25 protein-coding genes and 1 other RNA gene are annotated in these 26422 nt (G+C 52.9%); 8 read left to right on the forward strand and 18 right to left on the reverse strand.

Going from position 1 to position 26422, the window contains the following annotated elements; genetic code table 11:
- Positions 1-12 precede the first annotated feature (12 nt).
- Together rpsI and rplM are read right to left on the reverse strand one after the other, a co-directional pair.
- Positions 13-501 (reverse strand): 30S ribosomal protein S9, encoded by a 489-nt coding sequence (gene rpsI, locus ABNV41_RS10045; protein ID WP_003624653.1) that lies wholly within the window; start codon positions 499-501, stop codon positions 13-15.
- Between the two features lie 5 nt (positions 502-506).
- The gene (gene rplM / locus ABNV41_RS10050) at positions 507-983 is read right to left on the reverse strand and encodes a 50S ribosomal protein L13 (protein ID WP_006115057.1); all 477 of its coding nucleotides are present in this window, start codon (positions 981-983) and stop codon (positions 507-509) included.
- A gap of 206 nt (positions 984-1189) precedes the next feature.
- Here rplM and ABNV41_RS10055 point away from each other — a divergent pair, with 206 nt between their 5' ends.
- Entirely contained in the window at positions 1190-2521 is a 1332-nt protein-coding gene (locus ABNV41_RS10055; protein WP_050818634.1) for a hypothetical protein, read from the forward strand.
- Positions 2521-3393 carry an SDR family oxidoreductase gene (locus ABNV41_RS10060; protein WP_050818635.1) on the forward strand — a complete coding sequence of 291 codons (873 nt, stop codon included), beginning with the start codon at positions 2521-2523 and terminating at the stop codon, positions 3391-3393. Before ABNV41_RS10055 ends, ABNV41_RS10060 begins: the two co-directional genes overlap by 1 nt.
- A gap of 28 nt (positions 3394-3421) precedes the next feature.
- Here the strand turns inward: ABNV41_RS10060 and phoU are convergent, their stop codons facing one another.
- The 4 genes from phoU to pstC are packed head-to-tail and all read right to left on the reverse strand — an operon-like array spanning position 3422 to position 6844.
- Positions 3422-4138 (reverse strand): phosphate signaling complex protein PhoU, encoded by a 717-nt coding sequence (gene phoU, locus ABNV41_RS10065; RefSeq protein WP_050818636.1) that lies wholly within the window; start codon positions 4136-4138, stop codon positions 3422-3424.
- A gap of 17 nt (positions 4139-4155) precedes the next feature.
- Positions 4156-4986, reverse strand: coding sequence for a phosphate ABC transporter ATP-binding protein PstB (pstB, locus tag ABNV41_RS10070; protein ID WP_003624643.1), 831 nt, complete (start codon positions 4984-4986; stop codon positions 4156-4158).
- Positions 4983-5858, reverse strand: coding sequence for a phosphate ABC transporter permease PstA (gene pstA, locus ABNV41_RS10075; RefSeq protein ID WP_050818637.1), 876 nt, complete (start codon positions 5856-5858; stop codon positions 4983-4985). Before pstA ends, pstB begins: the two co-directional genes overlap by 4 nt.
- Positions 5859-5860: 2 nt before the next feature.
- Positions 5861-6844 carry a phosphate ABC transporter permease subunit PstC gene (pstC, locus tag ABNV41_RS10080; protein WP_014457531.1) on the reverse strand — a complete coding sequence of 328 codons (984 nt, stop codon included), beginning with the start codon at positions 6842-6844 and terminating at the stop codon, positions 5861-5863.
- A gap of 264 nt (positions 6845-7108) precedes the next feature.
- On the opposite strand from pstC, the gene ilvD reads away from it, so the two are divergent.
- Entirely contained in the window at positions 7109-8977 is a 1869-nt protein-coding gene (ilvD, locus tag ABNV41_RS10085) for a dihydroxy-acid dehydratase (RefSeq protein ID WP_050818638.1), read from the forward strand.
- A 127-nt stretch (positions 8978-9104) separates the two neighbouring features.
- On the opposite strand, the gene ABNV41_RS10090 is transcribed toward ilvD, so the two are convergent.
- From ABNV41_RS10090 to ABNV41_RS10115, 6 genes are all read right to left on the reverse strand, one after another.
- The gene (locus ABNV41_RS10090) at positions 9105-9809 is read right to left on the reverse strand and encodes a hypothetical protein (protein WP_050818639.1); all 705 of its coding nucleotides are present in this window, start codon (positions 9807-9809) and stop codon (positions 9105-9107) included.
- A 465-nt stretch (positions 9810-10274) separates the two neighbouring features.
- A complete protein-coding gene (locus ABNV41_RS10095; RefSeq protein WP_050818640.1) occupies positions 10275-11258 on the reverse strand; it encodes a quinone oxidoreductase in 984 nt (327 codons plus the stop codon).
- Between the two features lie 109 nt (positions 11259-11367).
- Positions 11368-12396: an aromatic acid exporter family protein gene (locus tag ABNV41_RS10100; RefSeq protein WP_050818641.1), complete on the reverse strand. Its 1029-nt coding sequence runs from the start codon at positions 12394-12396 to the stop codon at positions 11368-11370.
- Positions 12397-13929 (reverse strand): DegQ family serine endoprotease, encoded by a 1533-nt coding sequence (locus ABNV41_RS10105; protein ID WP_050820280.1) that lies wholly within the window; start codon positions 13927-13929, stop codon positions 12397-12399.
- Between the two features lie 134 nt (positions 13930-14063).
- A complete protein-coding gene (locus tag ABNV41_RS10110) occupies positions 14064-14699 on the reverse strand; it encodes an SGNH/GDSL hydrolase family protein (protein ID WP_050818642.1) in 636 nt (211 codons plus the stop codon).
- A 33-nt stretch (positions 14700-14732) separates the two neighbouring features.
- The gene (locus tag ABNV41_RS10115; protein ID WP_050818643.1) at positions 14733-15944 is read right to left on the reverse strand and encodes an OpgC family protein; all 1212 of its coding nucleotides are present in this window, start codon (positions 15942-15944) and stop codon (positions 14733-14735) included.
- 157 nt (positions 15945-16101) lie between these two features.
- Here ABNV41_RS10115 and ABNV41_RS10120 point away from each other — a divergent pair, with 157 nt between their 5' ends.
- The gene (locus tag ABNV41_RS10120; protein WP_050818644.1) at positions 16102-17217 is read left to right on the forward strand and encodes an Mrp/NBP35 family ATP-binding protein; all 1116 of its coding nucleotides are present in this window, start codon (positions 16102-16104) and stop codon (positions 17215-17217) included.
- A gap of 75 nt (positions 17218-17292) precedes the next feature.
- Here ABNV41_RS10120 and ABNV41_RS10125 read toward each other — a convergent pair whose 3' ends face one another.
- The 3 genes from ABNV41_RS10125 to thyX are packed head-to-tail and all read right to left on the reverse strand — an operon-like array spanning position 17293 to position 18824.
- The gene (locus tag ABNV41_RS10125) at positions 17293-17574 is read right to left on the reverse strand and encodes a hypothetical protein (protein ID WP_050818645.1); all 282 of its coding nucleotides are present in this window, start codon (positions 17572-17574) and stop codon (positions 17293-17295) included.
- A 40-nt stretch (positions 17575-17614) separates the two neighbouring features.
- The gene (locus ABNV41_RS10130; RefSeq protein ID WP_050818647.1) at positions 17615-17893 is read right to left on the reverse strand and encodes a hypothetical protein; all 279 of its coding nucleotides are present in this window, start codon (positions 17891-17893) and stop codon (positions 17615-17617) included.
- Between the two features lie 22 nt (positions 17894-17915).
- Positions 17916-18824 (reverse strand): FAD-dependent thymidylate synthase, encoded by a 909-nt coding sequence (gene thyX / locus ABNV41_RS10135; RefSeq protein WP_050818649.1) that lies wholly within the window; start codon positions 18822-18824, stop codon positions 17916-17918.
- Positions 18825-18921: 97 nt separating this feature from the next.
- Between thyX and ssrA the strand changes: the two genes are divergently transcribed.
- The 4 genes from ssrA (at position 18922) to ABNV41_RS10155 (ending at position 22114) form a co-directional block, all read left to right on the forward strand.
- Positions 18922-19250: a transfer-messenger RNA gene (gene ssrA, locus ABNV41_RS10140) on the forward strand.
- A gap of 175 nt (positions 19251-19425) precedes the next feature.
- Positions 19426-19962, forward strand: coding sequence for an SspB family protein (locus ABNV41_RS10145; RefSeq protein ID WP_050818650.1), 537 nt, complete (start codon positions 19426-19428; stop codon positions 19960-19962).
- Between the two features lie 46 nt (positions 19963-20008).
- Positions 20009-21661 carry a fumarate hydratase gene (locus ABNV41_RS10150; RefSeq protein WP_050818651.1) on the forward strand — a complete coding sequence of 551 codons (1653 nt, stop codon included), beginning with the start codon at positions 20009-20011 and terminating at the stop codon, positions 21659-21661.
- 60 nt (positions 21662-21721) lie between these two features.
- Positions 21722-22114: a VOC family protein gene (locus ABNV41_RS10155; protein ID WP_003624614.1), complete on the forward strand. Its 393-nt coding sequence runs from the start codon at positions 21722-21724 to the stop codon at positions 22112-22114.
- A 50-nt stretch (positions 22115-22164) separates the two neighbouring features.
- On the opposite strand, the gene ABNV41_RS10160 is transcribed toward ABNV41_RS10155, so the two are convergent.
- The 3 genes from ABNV41_RS10160 to alr form a co-directional block, all read right to left on the reverse strand.
- Positions 22165-23697, reverse strand: coding sequence for a glucoamylase family protein (locus tag ABNV41_RS10160; protein ID WP_050818652.1), 1533 nt, complete (start codon positions 23695-23697; stop codon positions 22165-22167).
- A 251-nt stretch (positions 23698-23948) separates the two neighbouring features.
- A complete protein-coding gene (locus tag ABNV41_RS10165; RefSeq protein ID WP_050818653.1) occupies positions 23949-25208 on the reverse strand; it encodes a D-amino acid dehydrogenase in 1260 nt (419 codons plus the stop codon).
- Between the two features lie 30 nt (positions 25209-25238).
- Complete coding sequence (gene alr, locus ABNV41_RS10170) at positions 25239-26384, reverse strand: alanine racemase (RefSeq protein ID WP_080986712.1); 1146 nt, start codon at positions 26382-26384, stop codon at positions 25239-25241.
- Between the last annotated feature and the right edge of the window lie 38 nt (positions 26385-26422).

The following is a 26422-nucleotide window of genomic DNA, read 5'->3' on the forward strand; positions in this document are numbered from 1 at the left end:
TTTCCCGACAGATCAGCGCTTGCTGAACTGGAAGGAACGACGTGCCTTGGCGCGACCGTATTTCTTACGTTCGACCTTACGGGAGTCACGCGTAAGGAAGCCAGCAGCCTTAAGGATGCTGCGCAGTTCTGGTTCATAATGTGTCAGCGCACGGCTGATACCATGACGAACAGCACCTGCCTGACCAGACAGACCACCACCGGTTACGGTGCAAACCACATCGAACTGGTTGTAGCGGTCAGATACAAGGAAAGGCTGGGTCAGCAGCATACGCAGCACGGGGCGTGCAAAGTAGGTACCAACCGGGCGGCCGTTAACGGTGATTTCACCTTTGCCAGGCTTGATCCACACGCGAGCAACTGCGTCTTTACGACGGCCCGTTGCATAGGAGCGGCCCTGAGCGTCACGCTTGGCTTCATAAACCGGGGCGTCAGAAGCAATTTCTGGAACCACGGTCTTCAGATCGGCCAGCGTGCCTGTACGTTCCTGAGTTTCAGACATTCTGCTCAGCCCTTCTGCACGTTAACAACGTTCTTGCGGTTCATGGCCGCAACATCAAGCTGCTGGGGGTTCTGGCCAGCATGCGGGTGTTCTGCACCAGCATAAACATGCAGGCTGCGCATCTGCTGACGCTGCAGCGGACCGCGTGTGATCATGCGTTCCACAGCTTTTTCAACCAGCTGACCCGGATTCTTGCCTTCAAGGCGCTGCTTTACAGTGCGTTCCTTGATGCCGCCGGGGTAACCGGTGTGATAGTGGAAGAGCTTCTGATCAGCCTTACGGCCTGTCAGGGCAACTTTTTCCGCGTTGATGACAACAACGTGGTCACCGCAATCAACATGCGGAGTAAACTGAGGCTTATGCTTGCCGCGCAGGCGCTGGGCAATGATGACGGCGAGACGACCTAGAGCGAGACCTTCGGCATCGATCAGGATCCAGTTCTTCGTCACCTCCGCGGGCTTCAGCGAGAGGGTGGTCTTCATGACACTGATTCCATACTAGAACAGTTGTGTATCCAAGATGGCGCCTTATGCGGTGCTCAAAACAAAAGGTCAAGCACTGTTTGCGTTGATGTCTGTATTTTCAGGGGGTTTTCTATAGGTAACATATTACCGTATCGGCGCTTGCAGCCCCATCCGCCATGCACTAAAGCTGGTTTTGTGTCCCGAAACAGTAGGATTTCCAACGGGTGAAGAAGAACGTTCTGGTCATGATTTCCGGCATTGCCATTCTAGGTGGCATTGGTTGGCTTGGTGCACGCCATGCCGAACACCTTATGCTGGACAAAAGCATAGAGCGTTTTAGGCAAACCTTGGGGCCTGATGCTTCTTTTACATATAAGAAAGCCACACCCGGTGTACTGGGGCGCAGTGTAAAGTTTACCAGCCTTGTGTTCCGCCAAGGGCCAGAAACCATAACTGCAGATGAAGCAGAGGTTTCCAAGCCTGTTACCAAAGGCTCCGAGTCTCCACTTATTGAACACCTTACCTTCCGCAACTTCCAAATGGCAGATACGGCAGGCAGCCTGCATCTGGCAAAACTGGCCATGGAGGGCGTGACACTCCCTGTTAAGGAAGATGTGCACACACCAGCGCATACGCTTTCTATCCAGCATGCAGAGGCCACAAAGCTGCACGGGTTTATTGATAGCCTGCAATCCGATATTGCAGCCGATACCGTTACGGTAGATGACTTTGGAGAAAGCATGGCCTCACACCTTGAGGCCACAAAGCTACAATTTTCTGCGGATGTGCCGCCTGCGCGCCATGTTTCTGCTGACCATGTTGGCATTGATGGGCTGGATCTGGCCGGATTGTACAATAGCCTTACAACCGGAACAGCTTATACCGGCCGCAATGGCACCCGCGATATCCAGATTGACCACCTTGCCATTGATGGTGACAGCCCGCTTTTACGCGCTGTAAAAATTCTTTCCCATTCCAGCAGGTCTGAAGCGGCTGAACAGGAAGTTTCCAGCGTGCAGGATGCAGAACTCTGGCCCAACTTGCCCAATATGTCGTGGCTACCCGCCCTAGGTTATGATCGCCTACGTGCCTCTGTGGTTCTGAACGACACGCATGATCTCAAAACAGACAAATTGCATATTGAAGAATTGAGTGTAGATGCCGCCCAGATGGGCCGCCTGCATCTGGATGGAGATTTTGCGCAGGCAGGTTCTCATACTGTTGTAGCTGCAAATGCAGATATGCAGGTTTTACACATGCACATGAACTATATGGATCATGGGCTTGTGCCTAAAATACTGGATCAGGCTGCCAAGGCACGCAACATGAACCTGCAGGATATGCTGTCCGGCTGGCAGGAACAGACCAAACAGGGCAACAACCCGATTCTAACGCAAGCACTTGCCTATGCTCTGCACCCTGAAAAAGGCCCGCTGGACATCTATATCCAGCCACAGCGCCCTCTTCCCCTCATGACAGTTCTGGCTTCTTTGGGGGCTGTGGGCGTGGCACCACAAATTGCGCAGCAGGTCGGCCTTTCCCTGCACACGCCGTAATGCTGCCTCCTCAGACATCCCAACCTGCGGCAGAACCTGTTCATGTTATCGGAGCATCAGGCCGCTCCGGGCAAGCTGTGTGTCAGGCTTTGCGGGATCAGGGTATTCCTGTTGTTCCGATTGTGCGTAACGCCAGCCGGGCAGCAGGATTAGAAAATATCCGCATTGCCGATCTCACAGCCCCTACAGAGCTGGTAAAACCCGCATTGGCAGATGCCACGCGTATTGTTTGCACAGCGCATGCGCGTAATATCCCAGCCTTGCTAGCTGCGGCACCTGCTTCTGCCAAACTGGTATGTTTGGGCAGCACGCGCAAATTTACCCGCTGGCCCGATGCACACGGTAATGGGGTTCTGTTGGGTGAAAAAGCCCTGCTGGACTCCGGGCGAGATGGCATTATTTTACACCCCACCATGATTTATGGTGCACAGGGTGAAAATAACGTGCAGCGCCTGGCGGCACTTCTACGTTTTTTACCTGTTATCCCTTTGCCAAATGGCGGCACAGCACTGGTGCAACCCATCTGGCAGGGAGATGTGACCGCCAGTATTCTGGCCGCACTTGCACAAACATGGCATGGCCCACGCAGCCTTGTGATTGCCGGGAAAAATGCCGTAACCTACAGACAGTTTGTAACGTTGGTAGAACAGGCTAGCGGATTACGCTCGCGCCCATTTATTTCATTATCCGCCAAACTGCTTATGGCGTGTGCCCGTGTAACATCTCGGGTTCCCGGGCTACCTGAAATTGGGCCGGATGAAATTCGGCGTCTACTTGAAAACAAAAATTTTGATATTTCGCAGATGCAGGATTTTCTGGGTGTGCAGCCCATAGACCTGCAAGAAGGATTGGCGCGTACCTTTAAAAGGTAAAAACCCGCCAATCCTTACTTTTAGACAATCAAGACTGTTTGTTGGCGTCTTTTCTGGCAGCTCCGCCTCTTGGGCGCACTGCAGGCAGCATGTTGCCGGTAACAGCGTAATAAACCCGTTCTGCAATATTGGTGGCATGATCACCAATGCGTTCCAGATTTTTCGCAACAAACAGAAGATGGATACACGGGCCAATCTTGCGCGGGTCTTCCATCATATACGTCACCAGCTCGCGGAACATGGCTGTATACAGCTCATCCACAGCGGTATCCGCATTCCATACTTCCATGGCGCGGGTGCTGTCATTTTCCACCATAGCCTCAATAGCCTTGTGCAGGTTTTCCTGAACAAGGCGCGCCATGGCCCGTAATGGGCTAAAGGAAAATGCACCGTCCAGCGGTTCCACCTTCATGGCGCGGCGGGCAATGCTGGAGGCGTAATCGCCAATACGTTCCAGATCACCGCTCATTTTCAGAACGGCAACAATCATGCGCAAATCCACCGCCATTGGCGCGCGCAGAGCCAGAATGCGGATTGCCAGCATTTCTGCCTCACGCTCCAGCGCATCCACCTCTGTATCCAGTTCAGGTGGTTCAATCGCGGCTTCTTCGTCCTGATCGACCACTGCGGCAATGGCCTGCGCTGTCTGGCGTTCCACCAAACCACCCATGCGGGCAACAATTCCACGCAGCCGATCAAGCTCCTGATCGTATCGGGTAACGGTATGTGCGGGTTCGTTTCCCATAACGTGTTCCTTTCTGCTTACCCAAAGCGGCCGGTAATATAATCCTGCGTCTGCTGCTCACGCGGGGTTGTGAACATACGTGCCGTGCTGTCCACTTCAATCAGCTTGCCCATATAGAAAAACGCCACCTGATCCGCACACCGCGCAGCCTGCTGCATGTTGTGCGTTACAATAGCAATGGTGAACTCCGTTTTCAGTTCATCCAAAAGTTCTTCAATACGGGCTGTGGAAACTGGATCCAACGCACTTGTAGGTTCATCCAGCAGAATAACTTCAGGCCGTACAGCAATTGTGCGCGCAATGCACAAACGCTGCTGTTGGCCGCCAGACATGGCCGTAGCAGAACTGCTGAGCCTGTCCTGCACCTCAGACCACAAAGCCACGCGCCGCAGGGCGTCTTCTACCCGTCCATCCATTTCTGAACGAGAAACACGCTCATGCAGCCGAATACCAAAAGCAATATTATCGTAAATGGACATCGGGAATGGCGTGGGTTTCTGAAACACCATACCAATGCGAGAACGCAGAACGTTCAAGTCCACCCCGGCGGCCAGAATATTCTGGCCATCAAATATGACTTCGCCCGTGGCCTTCTGGCCCGGATACAGGTCATACATCCGGTTTAACACACGCAGCAGGGTAGATTTACCACACCCTGATGGACCTATCATGCCCGTTACGCTGCGTTCGGGGAAATTAAGAGAAATATCGTGCAGCGCGTGTGACTTGCCGTAATAGAAATTCAGATCCCGCACCTGCAAGGCAATCGGGCGGGCATCTTTTTCTGTCTCAGCAACAGTCACTGTCTGCTCTGCGGCAACGGTTTCCGTTTGGACCTCTACGCTCATGTCCGTCCTCCACGGGTTCCTACCCGCACCACAATATTAATGACCAATACACCAAGTGTAACCAGCAGCGCACCTGTCCAGGCCTGCTGCATCCAATCCTGATAAGCGGAACCTGCATACTGGTAGATAGCTACGGGCAAGCTGGCCATAGGCCTGTTCATATCAACAGACCACTCGGAGTTCCCCAGTGATGTAAACAGCAGCGGTGCTGTTTCACCCGCCACACGTGCCACGGCCAGCAGCACACCAGTAAGAATGCCACCGCGCGCTGCACGTAGGCAGATAAACAGAATGACCCGCCATTTGGGGGCACCCAACGCAATACCGGCCTCACGCATGGCAACGGGCACCAGATAAAGCATGTCCTCTGTTGTGCGCACCACAATCGGCATAGCCAGAATGGCAAGAGCCAAAGACCCCGCATAACCAGAAAAATGCCCCAGCGGCGCCACCAGCACCATATAGATAAACAGACCGATCAGAATGGATGGGGCAGAAAGCAGCATGTCAGAAACAAAGCGTACCGTGCGCGCCAGCACGCTGTTTGCTCCGTATTCTGCCAGATAAATACCTGTCAGCAGCCCGGCTGGTGTGCCCAGCAAAATGGCCAGCCCGGTTTGCAGAAGGCTGCCCATAATGGCGTTTGCCAGCCCACCATTCTGGCCCGGTGCCGCCATGGAATGCGTAAACAGGTTAATGCTCAGCCCAGCCAACCCGTTTTTAATCAGTGTCCACAAAATGGACCCCAAAACACACACAACAATCAGCATGGCCAGCCAGCTCAGACCGGTTGCCATTCTGTCGGTGATTTTTCTGCGCAACAGAAGCGAAGCAGAACGATCAGACCGAAGGAGAGAACGTGACGTAGCCATTCTTAACCTCCCGCAGCTTTTTGCCCACGGGCCAGAAGCCAGCGAGAGAACCAGAGTGTCAGGAATGAAATTGCCATCAGGATAGCCCCCAGCGCCATGAGAGACGCCAACTTCAAGCTACCTGCCGCGCTTTCAGGGAATTCCAGAGCGATAAGAGAAGCAATGGTGTTAGCCGGGGCGAAAAGTGACCAACCGATATGGTTGCTATCACCAATAACAAAGGTCACAGCCATTGTTTCACCCATGGCGCGGCCCATGCCTAGAACAACCGCGCCAATCACACCTTGCCGAGACCACGGCAACACCACGTTGCGCATAACCTCCCACCGCGTAGCGCCCAATCCGTAGGCACTTTCACGCAATACCGTTGGCATGGAAACAAACACGTCCCGCATCACGGCGGTAATGGAAGGCGTAATCATGATTGCCAGAATAAGGCTGGCGGTGAACAAGCCCGTGCCAAATGGTGCACCAGCTACAAGCGCAGAAAGCCCAGGCACGTGCCCGAACAGATGCCGGGCCGTAGGCTGCACATAGTGGGCCACCAACGGCACCACCACAAAAAAGCCCCACATCCCGAAAATAATGGAAGGCACAGCAGCCAGAAGCTGCACAGCCATGCCAATAAAAGCTGCGGCTGCCGGAGGGGCAAGTGCTGCAAGCCAGAATGCAGTACCAAAAGCCAATGGCACGGCCACAACAAGCGCCATCGCACTACTAACAATAGTGCCAAAAACGGGTGCCGCTGCCCCAAAATGCTGGGTAACAGGGTTCCACACCGCAGATATAAGGAATTCAGGGCCAAAAACAGCAAAGGCTTTCCAGCCCCCTACTGCCATCACACCAATAATGGCCCCCAGCACCACCAGAACACCAATACCGGTTGCCATCACCAGCATCCTAAAGAAAGGATCTGCTGTGCGAACACCTCCGGCTGGGTGGTTCTTTTTTGTTGCGGGCAGGGGCTGCCTTGCGGAAATTTCCATCTGCTCTCCGTTCCGAACGTCCGCCGGATGCGAGGAGGAATACTGAACGCCTCCGTCTCCTGCAACATAATCCCCGCAAGAAAGCTGGAGAAAAGCAGATTTGTCACAAAACTGTAGCAGGAAAAACCACTATCCGCCCTTAGGCCGTAATCCCGGCCTGACAGAAGTTTCTTTGTAGTCTAATGTGCAGCCCCCATATATCTGGCGGACGCCAGATTGCTCCGGAACCACACAGCAGACAGAAACCAGAGAGAAGACCCCACCATGGCCGGTTACAGATCCCGCACCACTACACACGGGCGCAACATGGCAGGCGCTCGCAGCCTGTGGCGCGCCACCGGGATGAAAGACTCCGATTTTGGCAAACCCATTATTGCGGTTGCCAACTCCTTTACCCAGTTTGTGCCCGGCCATGTGCATCTTAAGGATATGGGCCAGCTTGTGTGCCAATCCATTGCCGAAGCTGGCGGAATTGGCCGTGAATTCAACACCATTGCAGTGGATGATGGCATTGCCATGGGCCATGGCGGCATGTTGTACAGCCTGCCCTCGCGCGAGCTGATTGCCGATGCCGTAGAATATATGGTGAACGCACATTGTGCGGATGCACTGGTTTGCATCAGCAACTGCGATAAAATTACGCCGGGCATGCTTATGGCCGCCATGCGGCTGAATATCCCCACCATTTTTGTTTCCGGCGGCCCAATGGAAGCCGGACGCGTAACACTGGCGGATATTGAACAGCGGGCAGACCTTGTCACGTCCATGGTTTCTGCAGCCAACCCGAATGTAAGCGATGCCGATTCGCTCGCTATTGAACGTTCGGCTTGCCCTACCTGCGGTTCCTGCTCCGGCATGTTCACCGCCAATTCCATGAACTGCCTGACAGAAGCTCTGGGTCTTTCCCTGCCCGGCAATGGCAGCCTTGTAGCCACACATTCCGCACGCCGCGGCCTGTTTGTAGAAGCCGGGCAGCGCATTGTGGATATGGCCCGCCGTTATTATGAGCAGGAAGATGCCTCTGTGCTGCCACGCAGCATTGCCACCATGGATGCGTTTGAAAATGCGATGTCTGTTGATATCGCCATGGGTGGTTCCACCAACACTGTGCTGCATCTTCTGGCTTCTGCGCATGAAGGCGATGTGCCCTTTACCATGAAGGACATTGATCGCCTTTCCCGCAAGGTGCCGCATCTGTGCAAGGTTTCCCCTTCCCGCCCGGATGTGCATATGGAAGACGTGCACCGTGCGGGTGGCATTCCGGCCATTATGGGTGAGTTGGATCGGCTTGGCCTGCTACACCGCGATGTGCCTATGGTGCATTCTGCCAACCTGCCCGAAGCCCTGAAAAAATGGGACATTCGTGCTCCGGGTGCTGAAACCAACACCATAGCGCGAGACTTCTTCCGTGCTTCTCCGGGCGGTGTGCGCACTACGGAAGCGTTCTCTCAGTCCAGCCAGTATCATGAACTGGATATGGATACGGAAAACGGTGTCATCCGTAACGGGGCACACGCCTATAATCAGGATGGCGGTCTGGCTGTTCTGTACGGCAATCTGGCTGAAGATGGCGCCATTGTTAAAACAGCAGGCGTTGCCGCAGGGTTGGAAACATTTTCTGGCCCGGCCCGTATTTTTGAAAGCCAGGATGCCGCTGTTTCCGCCATTCTGGGCGACAAAATCAAACCCGGTGATGTAGTACTGATCCGCTATGAAGGCCCCAAAGGCGGCCCCGGCATGCAGGAAATGCTTTACCCCACCAGCTATCTGAAATCCAAAGGGCTGGCTGAAAAATGCGCTCTGATTACGGATGGACGTTTTTCAGGCGGTAGTTCTGGCCTTTCTATTGGCCATATCTCCCCTGAAGCTGCCGAAGGTGGCGTGATTGGCTTGGTTGAGGAAGGTGATATTATTGAAATTGATATCCCGAACCGCAAACTGGCTGTAGCTGTGCCAGAAAGTGAGCTATCTGACCGCCGCGCCCGCATGGATGATCAGGGTGATCAGGCATGGCAGCCCAAGCGTGACCGCGTGGTTTCCAACGCACTGAAAGCCTATGCAGCCCTCACCACCAGTGCTGCCCGTGGCGCTGTAAGGGATGTCAGCCAGCTTACACGGCGCACACCTCGTTAAAACGCAGTTTTTGAGCGTATAAGTTACAAAAAACCCCGGTGGAAAATAATCCACCGGGGTTTTTTATGATGTTTCAAACAAGCCGGATATCACCGCAACATAGATGATATCCCGAACACAATGAAACTTACTGACCAGCGACAGGAGGCGCTTCAAGCGGAGCCGCCGGAGGGGCAGCCTGTGTTGCCGGAGCAGGCGTAGCGGCTACGCTATCACCAGCCGGAACAGCAAGCTGCTGACCATTGGTTGGCGGCTGCGGCACGTTTTCATTGGTGATAACGTAGGAGATGGATTCCGCACGCGTAATATCCACCACATCGCCAATTTTCAGGGTCGCCAGAAAATCCTGCATGGCCTGCGTGCGCAGAACAGCAACATGCAGCGCGCCATCGTCCGTCACAAAGGAAGCCGTGTGCGTTTTCAGGTCGATTGCCTTGATGGTGCCACGTTCACGGTTGAAAGCTGCAATCACGCCGCGTGGATGGCCATGCGCATAACCGCGTGCTGTTGTGAGTGTGGATTCGGGCAGCGGGCTATCTGGTGGAGCCATCTGTGCGCCCAGCGTTTCCACAAACCGAATCTTGAGGTGATCACCTTCATGCAGATGCGGCAGATCACGCACAGCGCTACCGTATTCAACGGTAATCAGATGCCCATTGCCTTCGCGCAGCAGCACTTCACGCGCATCACGGTCCACTGTTTCAACCACAGCGGTTGCGGTCTGGTTTTTCAGAAGCACGGAAGCCTGAGCATGAGCTGCGGAAGGAGCAGCAGCCAAGCCAGCTACAGCGAGCGTGCACACGGCCACTGAACCTGTGACCAAAGAAGACATACGGGAAACGAGAGGATGCAACGCTCTTAATCCTTTCCAACATCAGTCTGATGCAGCCATGCGCCAGACACTGGGTTATTTTAATGCCCGTGATACAATGGTTTCACCATAACACAAGCCATGACGCCATGTTATGGGGTCTGACAACGGCGCGAGCAGAAAACAGAAAGCCCGTCTGGCAGACCAGACGGGCTTTGCTGCATGAAATCTGCAAGAAGCAAATTTTATGCGCAGGACTTCTTCTTACGCAGGAAATACACCACTGTTGCAATCAGTCCGGCAACCAGAAGACCACGCACACACGGAGATTTCGGGCACTTAACCGCACACTTGGACATGTTCTGTTATCCTTGATCTATTCCGCCCATTACAATCAGGCAGATAAGTTATCCTACCCTATACGCGCCTGCACGTCATGCCATTGAAATGCGTGTTGGCGCATGTTCATGACAGCTGCGCAAAAACCTAGACTGTCAGAATCGTACTGCCCGTTGTGCTGCGCGATTCCAACGCCCTATGGGCCTGCATTGCTTCTTTAAGTGCAAAGCGCTGGCCAATTTCTGGCTTCAACACACCCTGCGCTAGCATCGCAAACAGTTCCTGCGCGCTTGCTTCCAACTCCTTACGGTCAGCAATATATGTCGTCAGAGAAGGGCGTGTCAGATACAAGCTGCCATGCGCACTCAAGGTGCCCACAGATATCCCCGTCACCGGCCCGGATGCATTTCCATAACTGACCATAAGCCCACGTGGGGCAAGGCAGTTCAGGCTGGTTTCAAAGGTATCGCGCCCAATGCTGTCATATACCACAGGCACCATTTTCCCGTCAGTCAGCTCTCTTATCCGGGTAGGTAAATCTGATGTTCCAATAACAACGTCTGAAGCGCCACACGCTTTGGCAATGATCGCTTTTTCCTCTGTAGATGTTACGCCTATCACACGGGCCCCCAAGCGGCGCGCCCACTGGCAGACAAGCTGCCCTACCCCTCCGGCTGGGGCATAAACCAAAATATCCTGCCCTGCACGCACATGGTAAACTTGGCGCAACAACATATGGGCTGTCAGGCCACGTAAGGTCACTGCTGCTGCAATATCAAACGGAATAGTATCTGGCAGCACCACAAGCTTGTCTGCTGCAATGGTGCGATAACGGGCATAGGCCCCCAAAACTCCAGCGTAGGCAACCCGCATTCCAGGCTGAAGATGCTGTACGCCTTCACCCAGTTTTTCCACAATGCCTGCCCCCTCATTTCCGGGGATTGCTGGCAAAGTCGGAAATGGATAGAGGCCGGAACGGAAATAAGTATCTATAAAATTAACACCTATGGCCTCCTGCCGCAGCAGAACCTCTCCTTTTTGAGGTTCTGGCACAGGTAACGTTTCAACACGCAATACCTCGGGGGAGCCTGTCTGATGCACACGCACAACCGTGTTGAGATCACTCACCATTGCCTGCCCATTCCTCCGCTGTCAGCCACAATGGGGCTTCATCATGCCTCAAGCACTCCGGCCGCCAGACAGGTTTATAGCGTTTCAGACAGATTGACCTACCTGAAGATCAAGGCCGATCTGCATCATCCTCGCCCAGAAAACTGATAATATGTTTCAGATCTGTCAGCAGGATTCCCACAACAAAACGTATAATAGGGTCTGCCGTTTCATCTTCAGTCGGAAGGGCAGAAATAACTTCTGCGGCCACGCGGCTGTCATCCCCTGAACGGGCAGTGGCTTCATCATTACAACGCTGAATAACCCACTGAAACCCACGCAAAAGACCAGCACTAATGGTGGCCACCTGTTGTGCAGGAATAGTGGCGCCAGAGTGTGGAAAACGCAGCATGGCACGAGCCACCACCAATGCGTCCATCTGCAATTGCCGCACTTCCTTGGGAAGTTGCGCCAACATGGGGTCTCGTTGCTCTAACGGCTTCCAGTGTTCACGCCGCGCTTCTTCCAACGCGGCCTGCACCTTGCGCAAAGAAGCCGCGCAATCATCATTCATATCCTGAATGGTCACCCAATCTGTGTCTCCAGAACGGGCTTTCTGCAACATGGCCACAATTTGCGTCACTGTTTCCGCTGCGTTGCGAAAAGCGTCTCGCCGTGCCTGCTCATGCAGCACAACGTACGTTACCAACGTGGAAACCCCCACCCCGATCAGAATAGCCAGCACACGCTCGATGGGGCGAAGATAGGGATCTCCCTCTGTGGGGAACAACGTCGCAATCATGAGTGTCACCACACCCATGCGCGCGGCGGGCTTCCAGCTTACCAATACAGCAAGTGGTATAAAAGCAATGGCAAAGGCCTCCCACAAAGGCCAATGCAAAAACATCATCAGTGTAATGGGTACAATGCTGACAGCCGCCCCAATAAGGGTGCCAACAATCTGATCTCGTCCTTTAGAAATGGTATCCGTGATACTGTTCTGCGTGACAATAACGGATGTAATAATGGCCCAGCCCGGCTCCTGCAGATTGGTCAGCCACACCATAAAACCAGAAAGGCCAACGGCACTCAGTAGCCGTACGGTCTGCCGCGCCACGGCGTTGTTCAGCCATGGCGCCTGAATAGAAAATGGAACCATTTATTGAGACGTATCTTCACCCGTTAAGGAAAACGGAATCCAGCGCAAACCGTCCGAATCATGCACAAGAAGCAGTACGGACCGCTTTTTGTCCTTCTTGGCGGCTTCAATCCGCTTTTTCAGATCTGCTGGTGTGTTCACCTCAGCCTGTTGCACTTCGGTAATCACATCTCCGGGCTTTAGCCCTCGGTCTGCGGCAAGGCCATCTTCCTGCACGGATGTGACCAGCACCCCTTTCTGATTGGCAGACAGGCCGTATTTCTGCCGGGCTGCCGTATCAATGATGCCAACAGAAAAACCAAAATCTGCAAAACTGACAGTTTCCTTGGTTTTAGATGGAGCCGTTGGTTTCTGAGGTGTTTCATCCGCAGGTTCAGGCAAGGCCGCAATAGTGACAGGCAGATCCAAAGTTTTGCCATGCCGCCATACGCCAAGATGCGCCACACTTCCCACCGGCAGTTGGGCAGAAAGGCGTGGCAACGCCTTGCCTTCAATCGGTTGCGCATTAAGCGCCTGAATCACGTCCCCTGTCTGCAATCCTGCTTTGGCTGCTGGGCCATTTTTTTCCACCCCAGCCACTAGAGCGCCACGTGCTGGCGTAAGGCCCAAACCATCGGCGATATCCTGCGTGACATTCTGGATTCTGACACCCAGCCACCCGCGTGACACCTTGCCGGTTTTACGCAGCTGTTCGACCACATTGCGGGCCTCGTTGGAAGGAATGGCAAACCCGATACCAACAGACCCACCGGAGGGCGAATAAATGGCTGTATTTACGCCAATAACCTGCCCATTCATATCAAACAGCGGGCCACCGGAATTGCCCTTGTTGATGGGCGCATCCGTCTGGATAAAATCATCATACGGGCCTTGGTCAATATTGCGCCCGCGTGAGGAAATAATACCTGCCGTAACAGTGCCAGACAGACCAAACGGGTTGCCAATGGCCAGCACCCAATCCCCTACCCGGTGGCTGTCACTATTACCGAATTGCACAAAAGGCAGAGGCTTTTTGCTTTCCACCTTCAGCAGAGCAAGGTCTGTTCTGTCATCATGGCCCACAGCTTTGGCTGTCAGCACCGTGTTATCCTGCAAGGTGACTGTAATACGGTCTGCCTTACGGATAACGTGGTTATTGGTCACAATGTAACCGGTAGGATCAATAATAAAGCCAGAACCCAATGCCTGCATCCGCCGTGGCGGTGCATCCGGTTCTGTCTGCCTGTTCATGAAATCATGAAAGAATTTCTCGAACGGAGAGCCCTGCGGAAAATTGGGCATCTGTGGCAGTTGGTCATCTTCTTCATCATCGTCCGAATCTGCCCGCACAGTCTGGGTGGTAGATACATTCACCACAGCAGGCAGAAGTTTTGCGGCCAGATCTGCAAAGCTTTCTGGCACGCGCTGCGCAACCACTACAGGCGGCGCAGCCGTAGCAGCCTGATCTGCCTGTGCAGGATGCACAAAACTTGCACCTGCCAACAAAAGGCCAGACAGAGAAAAAACACGGGCAAAACGGACAGATATATGCATGGAAGAAACAGTCTTTCTGTCAGACAGCGGCAGGAAAATGTATTCTGAGTTTATGGCATGAACATGCTGAAAGGTCAGCCCGCTTTGCACAGGCGGCTTGTTGTTCCGCTTCTATCAGCCCGGTTTTAAAGCCGTTACCCCTCCGCCAGTTCCAGTACCCACTTCGCTACGGCCTCACCCAACAATCGGTAGCCAATATCACCCATATGGATGCCATCGGGCGAAAGATCTTCCCGCCCCAAACCGTATGTTTTGCTCCACTGTTTCATCAGATCAAAACGTGGGAACACAGGCATTTCCAGTTCCCGCCCCAGTGCATGCACAGATGCCTGAAAAGCCGGGGCCACGGGGCATTCATCCAGCAAACGGCACCATTGCAAATCCATAAGCGCAATGTCTGCTCCGTTTTCGCGCAGCGCTTGCAGATCATCTCGCGTTAGCTGCTCAAAGTCTGCCAGATTTACGCCTGTTAGCGGGTCATTTACACCGCCCTGCCAGATTACAAGATCGGCCTTATCTGCCAGAACTTGCGCCAAGCGGGCATGCATTTGCACGGCCCCTTGCCCACCAATACCGCGATTGATGACTTCCAGCTTATCCGGCACGGCAGCACGCAATGTTTGTTCAAAAACACCTGCGTAACTGGCTGCAATTGATGAAGCGCCCACGCCTTCTGTAGAGGAAGACCCAAACAACGTAATTTTTACAGGCTTTTTATGCCGCAAAAGCCGGGCCATATGCGGCAGAGAAGAAAGTTTCGTGAAAGACATGGTGTTTCCTTACGTAATACGGACAACACTGCGTTACTTACTGGCCGCCAACGCAGCACGCTGGCGTGTGCGGCGGGCATCCAGCCAAGCTGCCAGCCAGAACAGAACTGCCAGCCCCACAATGTTAACCGCTACCTGCAAGCCCCAGCCTTCACCAAACGTGCTGAAAATGAGCCGCGCGTATAGGTCCAGCACCGTGCCAACCACAAAGATTTCCAACGAATGACGGCCAACCCGCGCCAGAATTTGCCCCAGCTTGCTTTCTGCTGCCCACTGCCGCGCTTTATCTGAAGATTGAACCAGATAAAAAATGGCCACAACATCCAGCAGACGAAACGGAGAAAGCCATGTTTTGGCAGGCGCTATGGAATCTCCAAACGGGCGGAAATCTGGCAGCCCCCACAATGTCCATGGGAACGCCTGAATGGCAGAAAACACCAGATACAAAATACTGGCGATCACAAGTAACCGCTTACGTGGCAGATCCCCCCCGCGCCGTTCTGTTTCGGCAGAAGCAGTCAGCCCCAGCGCAAACAGAAACTGCCATGCAAACGGATTAAAATACCATCCATCGGGGTCCAGCCAGTTGGGAAAGTTTATTTCCGGATCAAAATTGACAAACAGCCACACAGCACCAGACAGCACGAGCGCAAGTGAGCGGTGCACACGCATCAACACATAAAAAAGCGGGAACCCACCCAGCAGAACGATATAAAGAGGCAGGATATTGAGGTTGCTGGGCAAGGCATCAAACATCATCACACGCCAGACCCAGCCCATGCCATGTGCTAGTTCTGGCTCCAGATAATCGACTGAAACCGGCGTAAAATGGCGCCATGCCCGTACGGTAAAGACGTAAGCTGCCACCATAATGGTTTGGCCAATGTAAAGCTGCACACACCGGCGGAAAATCCGCTTGAGAATTGTGGGCACACCATATTTTTTAAAGCCACGCCCATATGCCAACCATGATGCATAGCCCGCAAGCAGCACAAACACTTCTGCCGCATCTGCAAACCCGACATTGCGCATGGTAAAACGGTTGAGCAGGTTTTGAGGGATGTGGTCTATAAACATCATCAGCAACGCCACACCACGCATGGCATCAATCCGATGATCTCGCCCTCGGCCAACAGTCAACTTGGAAGGCGGTGCAGAGACAACACCAGATCCTGAAGTTTTTTCAGCCTGTGAGGTCATTTTATCCACCCGGCCATCCGCCACTGCATTTACCATGTGCGTCATCTACCGGCCTCGTCTGTTCTGTGCCAGAAAAAATCTGTCACACGCAGGAAACATACTGAACCTGCACAACATCCCGCGCAGGCCTTCCCCTTGACGGCAAGCCATACTTGCTGTTGCCAACACAACAGACCTCATCACCTTTAACAGGAGCAAAATTGTGGCCCAGCCTCCCTCCGTTTCCTCTCAGGACATCACACGTGTTCTGGAAAATGTAAAAGACCCACAAACGGGCAAAAACCTGCTGGCTTATGGGCATCTGGAAGGCTGTTCACTTACGGAAGGCAAACTTTCTGTCGCTTTTGCTGTCGCGCGGGAACATGCCCAAACCATTTCTGCTTTATGCGATGGCGCTGCCCGTCAGCTAGAAACCCTTCCGGGTGTGCAAAGTGCCAGTATTATTCTTACCGCACATCGCCCTGCCGGAGCCGCAGCAAAACCCAAAGCAGCATCTGGTGGGCATCGTCCTTTAGGGGGTGTGGCACCGGCTGATGGCAATGCCCCTATTCTTCCCGGTGTAAAAACCATTATTGCCGTGGCCTCGGGCAAAGGGGGCGTGGGCAAATCCACCACTGCAACCAATCTGGCCGTTGGGCTTGGTTTGGAGGGCCTGAAAGTTGGCCTTCTGGATGCAGATATTCATGGCCCTTCCCTGCACCGCATGTTGGGCGCAACGGGCAAGCCCGAGGTTATAGAAGGCAAACTGCAGCCTGTTGAAGCATGGGGAATTAAAGCTGTTTCCCTTGGCATGCTCGTTGATGAAAAGGCCGCCATGATCTGGCGCGGCCCCATGGTGATGGGCGCCATCAATCAGCTGCTGACAGATGTAACCTGGGGAGATCTGGACGTAATGGTGGTGGATCTACCACCCGGCACCGGCGATGCGCAGCTTTCTCTTACACAAAAAGTGCCTTTAACCGGCGCTGTTATTGTTTCTACCCCGCAGGATATCGCACTGATCGATGCGCGCCGCGGCGTGACAATGTTTGAAAAAGTAAATGTGCCCGTATTGGGCCTGATTGAAAACATGTCCTATTTCTGCTGCCCGAATTGCGGACACAATACAGAACTGTTTGGCCATGGGGGCGCCAAGAAAGAAGCCGAAGCCATGGGTGTGCCTTTTTTAGGCGAAGTTCCACTATTGGCGGATATTCGCGCCAGTGGGGACAAAGGCGTGCCCGGTATTATTGAAAACCCGGATGGTGAAGGTGCCAAAGCATGGCGCCACATCGCACATACAGTTGCAGAAATGCTGCGGCCACAACTGCAAAAGTAAACAGTTTTAAAAGAAAAACCGGCCGTTCCCCTTCATGCAACGGGCGGCCGGTTTTCTTACAAACTGAACAAGTAATTATTTGGATTTTGGCTTATGTGCCGGAGGTGTTTTTGAACCTTTTTTGAAAAAAGCACGACATTTGGGGCTCAGCTTATCCTGCTTACGCTCCATACATTGTGTGATTTTCTTTTCATTGGGAATAGCCAGCGCACAAAGGCGCAGAGCATCCCCTTTGCAAGCTTCTGTCTGTTTTTCCCGCAATGTGTCTGCATGAACAGGATATGCCAGCCCGAGCAGAGCCATACCGGAAAACACTATAGAGATACGTCGCATAAAATTTGTCATTCTATACTCCATTAAATTTTAGAAATTACGAGGCATCTATAACATGCCATTCTTACGGACCCAGCTTAGGGCAAATATTTTTCATTCCACCCTGCGCCTGATCACAAAACTCAAAATGCCACTTATCTTTGGTAGCTGGGGCATTCATAAACAGAACACCCCATACAACCACCAGCACAACAGCAATAACCACGAAAGGCCACAACGGCGGCAGATGTGCCGTGCTAAAAGGTTGCCGTAACTTTTTACCGCGCAAGCCTTCCTTCTTAATCTGCTCAAAGAAGGGGGCTTCCTTCTTTGAGGCGTTTTTATCGTCCAACTTGCTTGTCATGGTTAGGGTAACACTCTGGCAATCAGCCTTTTAAACTGGCCATCATTTCGTCCCATTCACGGCGGCTGAGGCCAGAACCTTTCTGCTCCACATTCTCTCCGGCCAACATACGACGCAGAACCTGCATCATGGTTGCAGAGAATGTGACTGCTCCACGGCGATATTCTTCAAAAGCACTGGCTGTTACCGGCACCCACGCATGCAGAATCTTCAGCATAATTTCTGCATAAACACGAATTTCATACTGCGCATGCGGGTCAATCCGCAGGGCCAGAAAATGCATGAGGTTATGGAGATCTATCTTCCAGTACCACTGGGTGTAGGTGTTCAGGGTCAGGTTAATACGGCCCAGTTCACGGGCCAGACCGTACCCGTTTTCTGCATCCAGCATTTTTTCGTAATCACGATACGTCCGCATGGCATCATCACGCAGGATATCGAGAACTTCAGCTGCCTGCTGAGGAGCCAGAATCTGTCCTCGTCCCTGACGGTTCACTTCACTCTGTGCGGCCATATGTTCTGGTGCTGGCAGGTAAAATTCACTGTCTAGAATGGAATAACGTGCAGAATATTCATTTACACTGGCCATGCGATGCCGAATCCACTGCCGTGCCACAAAAATGGGCAGTTTGACGTGAAATTTCATCTCGCACATTTCAAACGGTGAAGAATGGCGATGGCGCATCAGATACCGGATCAGCCCCGCATCTTCTGAAACCTTGCGAGTGCCCCGACCGTATGAAACACGCGCTGCCTGCACAATGGCGGCATCATCCCCCATGTAGTCAATAACACGCAGGAACCCATGATCCAGCACTTCCTGCGGTTCATACAGCATGGCTTCCAGCGCTGGCACGGTAGGCCTGCGCGTGGCAAAGGTTTCCTGCCCGTGAGCTGCTATTTCCGCCCGCTGTTCTTCCGTGAGTGCCATGCCGCCTTATTCCTAACCGTGGTCTGAATTCAGACCTCCATACTCCATACAGCACTATGGATGCTACTGTTGCACCCTGTAATTTTCTTACTGCAAACACCTTGCGCAGCCTTACACTCCCGCCTATGTTTGGGGTGTTAGAAGTTCGCTTCTGACTATGGCAATAAACGGAATATGGAATAGGCGTAGTGGACCCGGGGGCGGTACCCGGCGTCTCCACCACTCATCCGGCCTCTCAAGGGTTTGGACAGATGGGGACGAAATAGGCTCGACACGCGCAGTAAAGATATTCTTTTTGCCCGGTATTGTACCACCGTTATCGGGCTATTTTTACAAGTGCCAATGATAACTCTGAGGTGCTCGCTGTTGCTGCATAAGCGATAAGCGCGGTTCGGGAGGGCACCGGGCAACAGAAGCCCTCCCACCTCAATTTTCCAAATTCAGCTCCGTTTTAAACGCTATACTTTGGCCTGCATGGCTGGTGTTGCAACAAACATGTCCGGCGTGCTTGCACTGGCGTGATCTTTCGCGCATCCCTGCGTTATATAAATATTCGATCAAAAAGCCGGGGCAACCCCGGTGGCGGCAAGGAGCAAATAATATGGCTGATGACCACGACCCCACACAGGACGACTCCCTTTTTCCGGCTCCCAGCCTGCTGCCGTATGAACGCTGGCTGAATGAAGCCTCCCGCAGTGTGATGTTGAATGCGCTCGAACATGTGAGCCGCGAAGGGCTTGCAGGAGAGCACCATTTCTATCTGACTTTCCTTACGGATTTTCCCGGCGTGGATATTCCTGCCAGACTTCGCGCCCAGTATCCGCATGAAATGACCATCGTGCTCCAGCACCAGTTCTGGGATCTGAAGGTGGACCGGGAAGCAAAAACTGTTTCTGTCGGTCTTTCCTTTGGGGGTGTTGGCTCCATACTGGTTATTCCTGTGCAGGCTATTACTGGGTTTGCTGATCCTGCCATAAGGTTCAGCCTGCATTTTGCTGCCGTGGAGCCAACAGAGGAACCCGCGCCGGAAGAACCCACCACCGGCCAGCCCGAACAGGACGGGCCGGAGGAAAGCGACTCGTCCTCACAGGTCGTGAGTCTTGACGCTTTCCGTAAGAAAGGACCATCACCCGCCTGAAGCCCCGGCGCAAACGGGGCCAGGTTGACGGAGAAGACACGAAGAAATGACCAGCCAGCCCCCTCGCCCCCCGGTGCCGGAATTTGCCTATTCTCCCCTGTTCCCGATGGGGGAGGATAAAACCACCTACCGCAAGCTGGATCTTGCAGGTGTAAGCACATCACAGTGCGGTGGCAAAACTGTTCTGCACGTTACACCCGAATCCCTTACGGAACTCACTGCGCAGGCTTTTCATGAAGTGGCGCATTTTCTGCGCCCCGCACATCTGGCGCAGCTTGCCTCCATCCTGAAAGACCCCGAAGCTTCGGATAACGATCGCTTTGTGGCGCTTGATCTGCTGAAAAATGCCTGCATTGCCGCAGGGGGCGTGCTGCCCATGTGCCAGGATACCGGCACCGCCATTGTGTTTGGCAAAAAAGGCCAGCGTGTCTGGGTAGAAGGGAACGAGGAAGTTGCCTTCTCCAAAGGTGTGTACGAAACCTATACACGTACCAATCTGCGCTATTCCCAAATGGCGCCACTCACCATGTTTGATGAAAAGAACACCGGCACCAACCTGCCCGTTCAGTGCGATATTTTTGCCAGCCCAGCTGGTGAGCACGATGAGCAGATGGACCTGATGTTCGTTGCCAAGGGTGGTGGCTCTGCCAACAAAACCTTCCTGTTTCAGGAAACACGCGCCCTGTTGGGATCTGAACAGCAGTTGCTGGACTGGCTGGATACCAAGATCAAGACACTCGGCACGTCCGCTTGCCCGCCTTACCATCTGGCCATTGTTATCGGTGGCATGTCTGCTGAACAGACACTCAAAACAGTTAAGCTGGCATCTACCCACTGGTATGATGCCCTGCCAACCAAAGGGGATATGACTGGCCACGCCTTCCGTGATGTTGAGATGGAACAGAAGGTGCTGGAGCTTACCCGCAAGCTGGGGATTGGCGCTCAGTTTGGCGGCAAATATTTCTGCCACGATGTGCGCGTTATCCGCTTGCCCCGGCACGGTGCATCTCTGCCGGTTGGTATTGGTGTTTCCTGCTCGGCAGATCGGCAGATCAAGGCACGCGTAACAGCAGAAGGCTTCTTTCTGGAACAGCTGGAGCATGATCCCGCCCGCTTCCTGCCAGAAACCACAGATGAACATCTGGAAGGCGAAGCCATCAAGATCGACCTGAACCGGCCGATGGATGAAATCCGCAAAGAGCTTTCCAAATACCCTGTCAAAACCCGTCTGGCCCTTACGGGTACTGTGGTGGTTGCGCGTGATATCGCCCATGCCAAATTCCGCGAACGCCTGCAAAAAGGCGAAGGCCTGCCGCAGTATCTGAAAGATCACCCCGTCTATTACGCTGGGCCGGCCAAAACCCCTGCTGGCATGCCTACAGGCTCCTTTGGCCCCACAACGGCTGGCCGTATGGATTCTTACGTGGCGGAACTTCAAGCCAATGGTGGTTCTTACGTCATGCTGGCCAAGGGCAACCGCTCCAAGGCCGTGAAGGATGCCTGCCAGAAATATGGTGGCTTCTATCTGGGTTCTGTTGGTGGGCCAGCTGCACGGCTTGCCAAGGACTGCATCCGCAAGGTGGAAGTGCTGGAATACCCTGAACTGGGCATGGAAGCCGTATGGAAAATTGAAGTGGAAGATTTTCCTGCGTTTATTGTTATTGATGATAAGGGCAACGACTTCTACGCTGAGCTGTAAGACAGCAGCCTTGGCCCCTTTGCTGCAAAGGGGCCAACAGCAAGGGAGCGATGCGGTTTCATGCGTTTTACAGTAGATCGGTTAGACCATGTGGTGCTGACTGTAAGGGATGTAGAAATTTCCGCTTCATGGTTCCAGCGCGTGCTGGGAATGGACCGGGAAGAATACGGCCGCAACAATCGCACTGCGCTGCGTTTTGGAGGCCAGAAGCTGAACCTGCGTGCTTATAATGCCGAAGGGTGGGAAACAGCCACACACGCCCTGCCCGGCGGAAACGATTTATGTTTTGTAACCGCCATTACTAGTGAAGATGTTTGCGAACACCTTAAAACCTGCGGCGTAACAATTGTAGAAGGCCCTGTGGCCCGCCTTGGTGCGCTAGGCCCCATTACATCCGTTTACTGCCATGATCCGGATGAAAATCTGATCGAAATTGCATCTTATCAAGGTTAAAAAAAAGCCTCCCTCTTTGAAACTTATAAAAGAGGGAGGCTTTTTTACTTTCAGCCCTTACGACGCACAACGGATGAAGGCTGCTGCGCAACCTGCTGCAACCATCCACCATGAAAACCGGCCTGCAGCAAACCACGGCGAATAACAGTACTTTGCCGCATTGTGTCCCACACAAGGCCGCTGCGCCAGTTTTCCACCATCAGCAAAATGGGGCCTTGGTCGATACCCAAGTAAGTATTATCGGCCCAGTAATCCTGCTTCTCATCATGAAAGCTGGGATTAAACGAATCTGCAAAACCATATTTGCCGTAAATATGGTTTCCATATTTTTCTTTCATGGTGCGCAATGCCGGAATGGCAATTTCCGGCGCAAAAGCCACAGAACCACCAGCGGCCGTTGGCGCAATGGTGCCATCATCCTGTGTATAGTCACGCCCCACACCACGGGCACTGTAAGACAGGAAGTGACGTGTCTGCCCGTTTTCTGTTTTGGTCACATCACCGGGGCCATCACTGGCTGTTAAGCCCCATGTGTTGGCATCGTAACCTTGCCATTTTCCGGGGTTGGACACAGCATAATTACGTTGCGCATACACAGCACGTCGGCTGTTTTCAAAATAATCAATACCCTTGCCACTGATCCAATTATCCTGAATCCCCCGGAAATCTATCCATGCGTGGGAATACTGATGCCCAAACAAAGGTGCAAAGTTCAGGAATGTTTGCCCGTATTCCTCACCCCAGCGCTTATCATTTGTTGCCAACCATGCTTGCCAGGAAACAGGCTGTAACCCATGTTCGGGAGCCCCCAAGGCAAGAATGTACAGCATCATACCCTCGCTGTACCCTTCCCAATAATTGGGAAGAAAGCCATGCTCGGGTGACCATCCCATGCTCAGCCGATGGTCTGGACGTTCCATCCATTTCCAGTCCACTCTATTAAAAAGTTGGTCTGAAAGCTGGCGAATTTCTTTTTCCTGCGCTGTATCCTGCGTATAAAAATTACGACAGAACAGAACACCCTGCATTAATAATGCAGTATCAATACTGGAAAGTTCAATATCTGGGTTCAGGCGCAAACCTGTACGGTTATCCAGAAAGTGATAGAAAAACCCGTGATAGCCAGAGGCTTTATCCGCACTCTCATTTTGCGGCAATTTCCACATATAGCGCAGCGTTGTAAGCGTACGCTCTACAGCCTGCTGGCGCGTAATATAATGGCGCTTAACACCAATACCATAAGCAGTCAGACCAAAACCTACAGATGCAACACTATCCTGCTTCTGATCTGATGGATAACGATCTGGAATAAGCCCCGTAGCCGGATCTGCTGAATCCCAGAACCACTGGAATGTTCGTTGCTCCAGGTCAGATACCATCGCCACATCAGCTGGCGTGGGCGTATAAGCCTGTGGTGCCTGCACAGAAGGGGCAAGCGCATAAGCCTGCCCGCCAACACTGGCAACACCTAGAAAGAGGCTTCCGGCAAGAAGCAAAGCCCCTGTTTTTAGAAAGGATTTTCTTTTTTCTGAAAGATCCGGCTTCTTGTTTTTCCACACATCAGGCACGCACTTTGTTTTCATAACCGCCAAAAATCCGATTGTTACCCCAGACCGTCCCGACCATTACGTTACACAACCGCCCAGCTAAGCGGCCTGTATGCAAGACGCATGAAAACATTCCAGCAACTGTGTAAGGTTCCCACAAACGTGAGCATGAAACACAGCGTATGCAAAAACAATGCTTTTGAGGGTAGATTTTTTGCGGTGCGCACAAGCGGAAAACGCATAAAGCGCTTTCCGCCCTTACCTGAAAATAATTTTAGATGATAGAATTATGACTGACGATACCGGAAGATATTCAAATCTGCCGCATCAATCTCAGGCTTTTTGTTGGACATAAGATCTGCCAACACTTTGCCGGAACCACATGCCATAGTCCACCCAAGCGTGCCATGCCCGGTATTAAGGAACAGATTGTCCAAACCTGTGCGTCCAATAACCGGTGTGCCATCTGGAGTCATCGGGCGCAAACCTGTCCAGAAAAGTGCCTGCTCTACATCGCAACATCCGGGAAACAGATCTGTTACAGAATGTTCCAATGTTTCACGCCGGGGTTTACGCAAACGGCGGCTAAAACCAGCCAGTTCTGCCGTGCCCCCAATACGCACCCTATCCCCCAAACGGGTAATACCAATTTTGAAGGTTTCATCCATAATGGTAGAAACAGGCGCTGCATCTGCATTTTGAATAGATGCTGTAAGCGAATAACCTTTTACGGGATAAACTGGCAGATCAATCCCCAGAGGCCGTAGCAGTGCGGGAGAGAAACTGCCCAATGACAGCACATAGGAATCTGCCGTTAATACGCCGCGAGAGGTTTCTACACCCGTTACACGCCCACTTTCAGACCGAACACGGCGCACAACCGTATCATACAGAAACTTTACACCGGCTTCCTGCGCCATGCTGGCCAGACGCTGTGTGAATTTAAAGGCATCTCCGGTTTCATCACCCGGCAAACGCAAACCACCAACAATCTTTTGGCGAGATGCTGCAAGACCCGGCTCTGCCGCTACGCAGCCATCTACATCCAAAAGTTCGTAGGGGACATTATACTGTTTAAGAACAGCAATATCCTTGGCTGTTGCATCAAGCTGCTTCTGGGTTCTAAAAACCTGTAGCGTGCCCTGCTGGCGGTCATCATACGTGATGCCTGTTGTCGCACGTAAATCCTGCATGACATCACGGCTGTATTCAGCCAAACGCACCATACGGCCCTTGTTGCGGTCATACGCAGCGGCCGTGCAGTTTTCCAGCATCTGAAAAAGCCATTTCCACAAATGCGGGTCTGGCATGGGCCAAAATACAAATGGCCGATACTTCATCAGCAGCCAGCTAATGGATTTAAGCGGCACACCCGGGCCAGCCCATGGCGCAGAATAACCGGGAGAAACCTGCCCCGCATTGGCAAAACTGGTTTCCATACCAGCTTCCGGCTGGCGGTCCACCACTGTAACTTCATGCCCGGCCTTCGCCAGATACCAGGCAGATGTAACCCCTACAACACCACTTCCCAGAACCAGAATTTTCATTTCTGCTTATCTTTCTGTTGGGTAAACTGTTCAGGCAGCCGCTGCGTAAACGCGATGATAGCGCCGCCCCAGAGATGTCAGTACTTCGTAACCAATTGTGCCTTCTGCTTTGGCTACAGCATCTACTCCGTAAGACTCGTTCAGAAGTTCCACCATGCTACCTTCCTCCAGCAGGCCTTCAGGCACCGCAGAAAGATCAACAGTCATGGAATCCATAGAAATTCGGCCCAAAATTGGCAGCCGATAGCCCTTATACCAAGCGCATCCTGCAGCAGCCCCGGCGCGGGCAAAACCATCAGCATAACCGGTAGCAATAGTGGCAACACGGCACGGGCCACCGGCTTGCCATGTCAGCCCGTAACCTACCCGGTCTCCCCTAGATAAATGACGAATTTGCAGAATATGCGCTTGCAGGCCAACCACAGGCTTAAGCGGGTTATCACCCTCATTCTGTGGCGCCACGCCATATAAAGCAGCACCGGGGCGGACAAGATCAAAATGAAACTGCGGCCCCAGAAAAATACCGGATGATGCAGAAAGGCTTAAAGCAGCTTTGGGGAGCACATGCGCATAGGCCTCAAACCGTTCGCGCTGCATGGTATTTGCTGGATTTTCAGGGGTATCGGCACAAGCCAGATGGCTCATAACCAAACTGACAGACAAACCTGTAAGAAGTTCTGGAGACGCTGCTAGCGTATCAATATCAGCCTCTGAAAGCCCAAAACGGGACATACCGGTATCAAGCTGAATGGCGACATCCAAGGGTTTACCCATCTTGGCAGCCAGATTTCGCAAAACCGCAATTTGTTCCAAACTATTGAGAACAGGCCGCAGATTGTTGCGTACACATACTTCAGCAGCTTCTGGCCGAGGGCCATGTAACACCGTGATAGATGTATGAGGAGATAAATAGGGCCTAAGGGCAAGCCCTTCATCTACATGTGCGACAAAAAAATGCTTTGCACCGGCATTTTCCAAAACGGGGGCCACTTGCGCAACACCAAGCCCATAGGCATCAGCCTTAACCACTGCAGCACAAGCTGTTTTGCCCAACCGGCTTACAAGGTAGCGATAATTTTCAGCAATAGCGGACAGATTAACCGTGAGAACCGCCCCCGCGCGAGATGCAGGCCACATTGTTCTAGCTGAGGACGAAACAGTATTCACAACCGCCACCCTTATTTGTTTCGGTTTCAGAATTTTAACAGGTGTTT

The sequence above is a fragment of the Acetobacter sp. A11-2 genome (genome assembly GCF_040208445.1).
Taxonomy (GTDB): Bacteria; Pseudomonadota; Alphaproteobacteria; order Acetobacterales; family Acetobacteraceae; genus Acetobacter; species Acetobacter oryzoeni.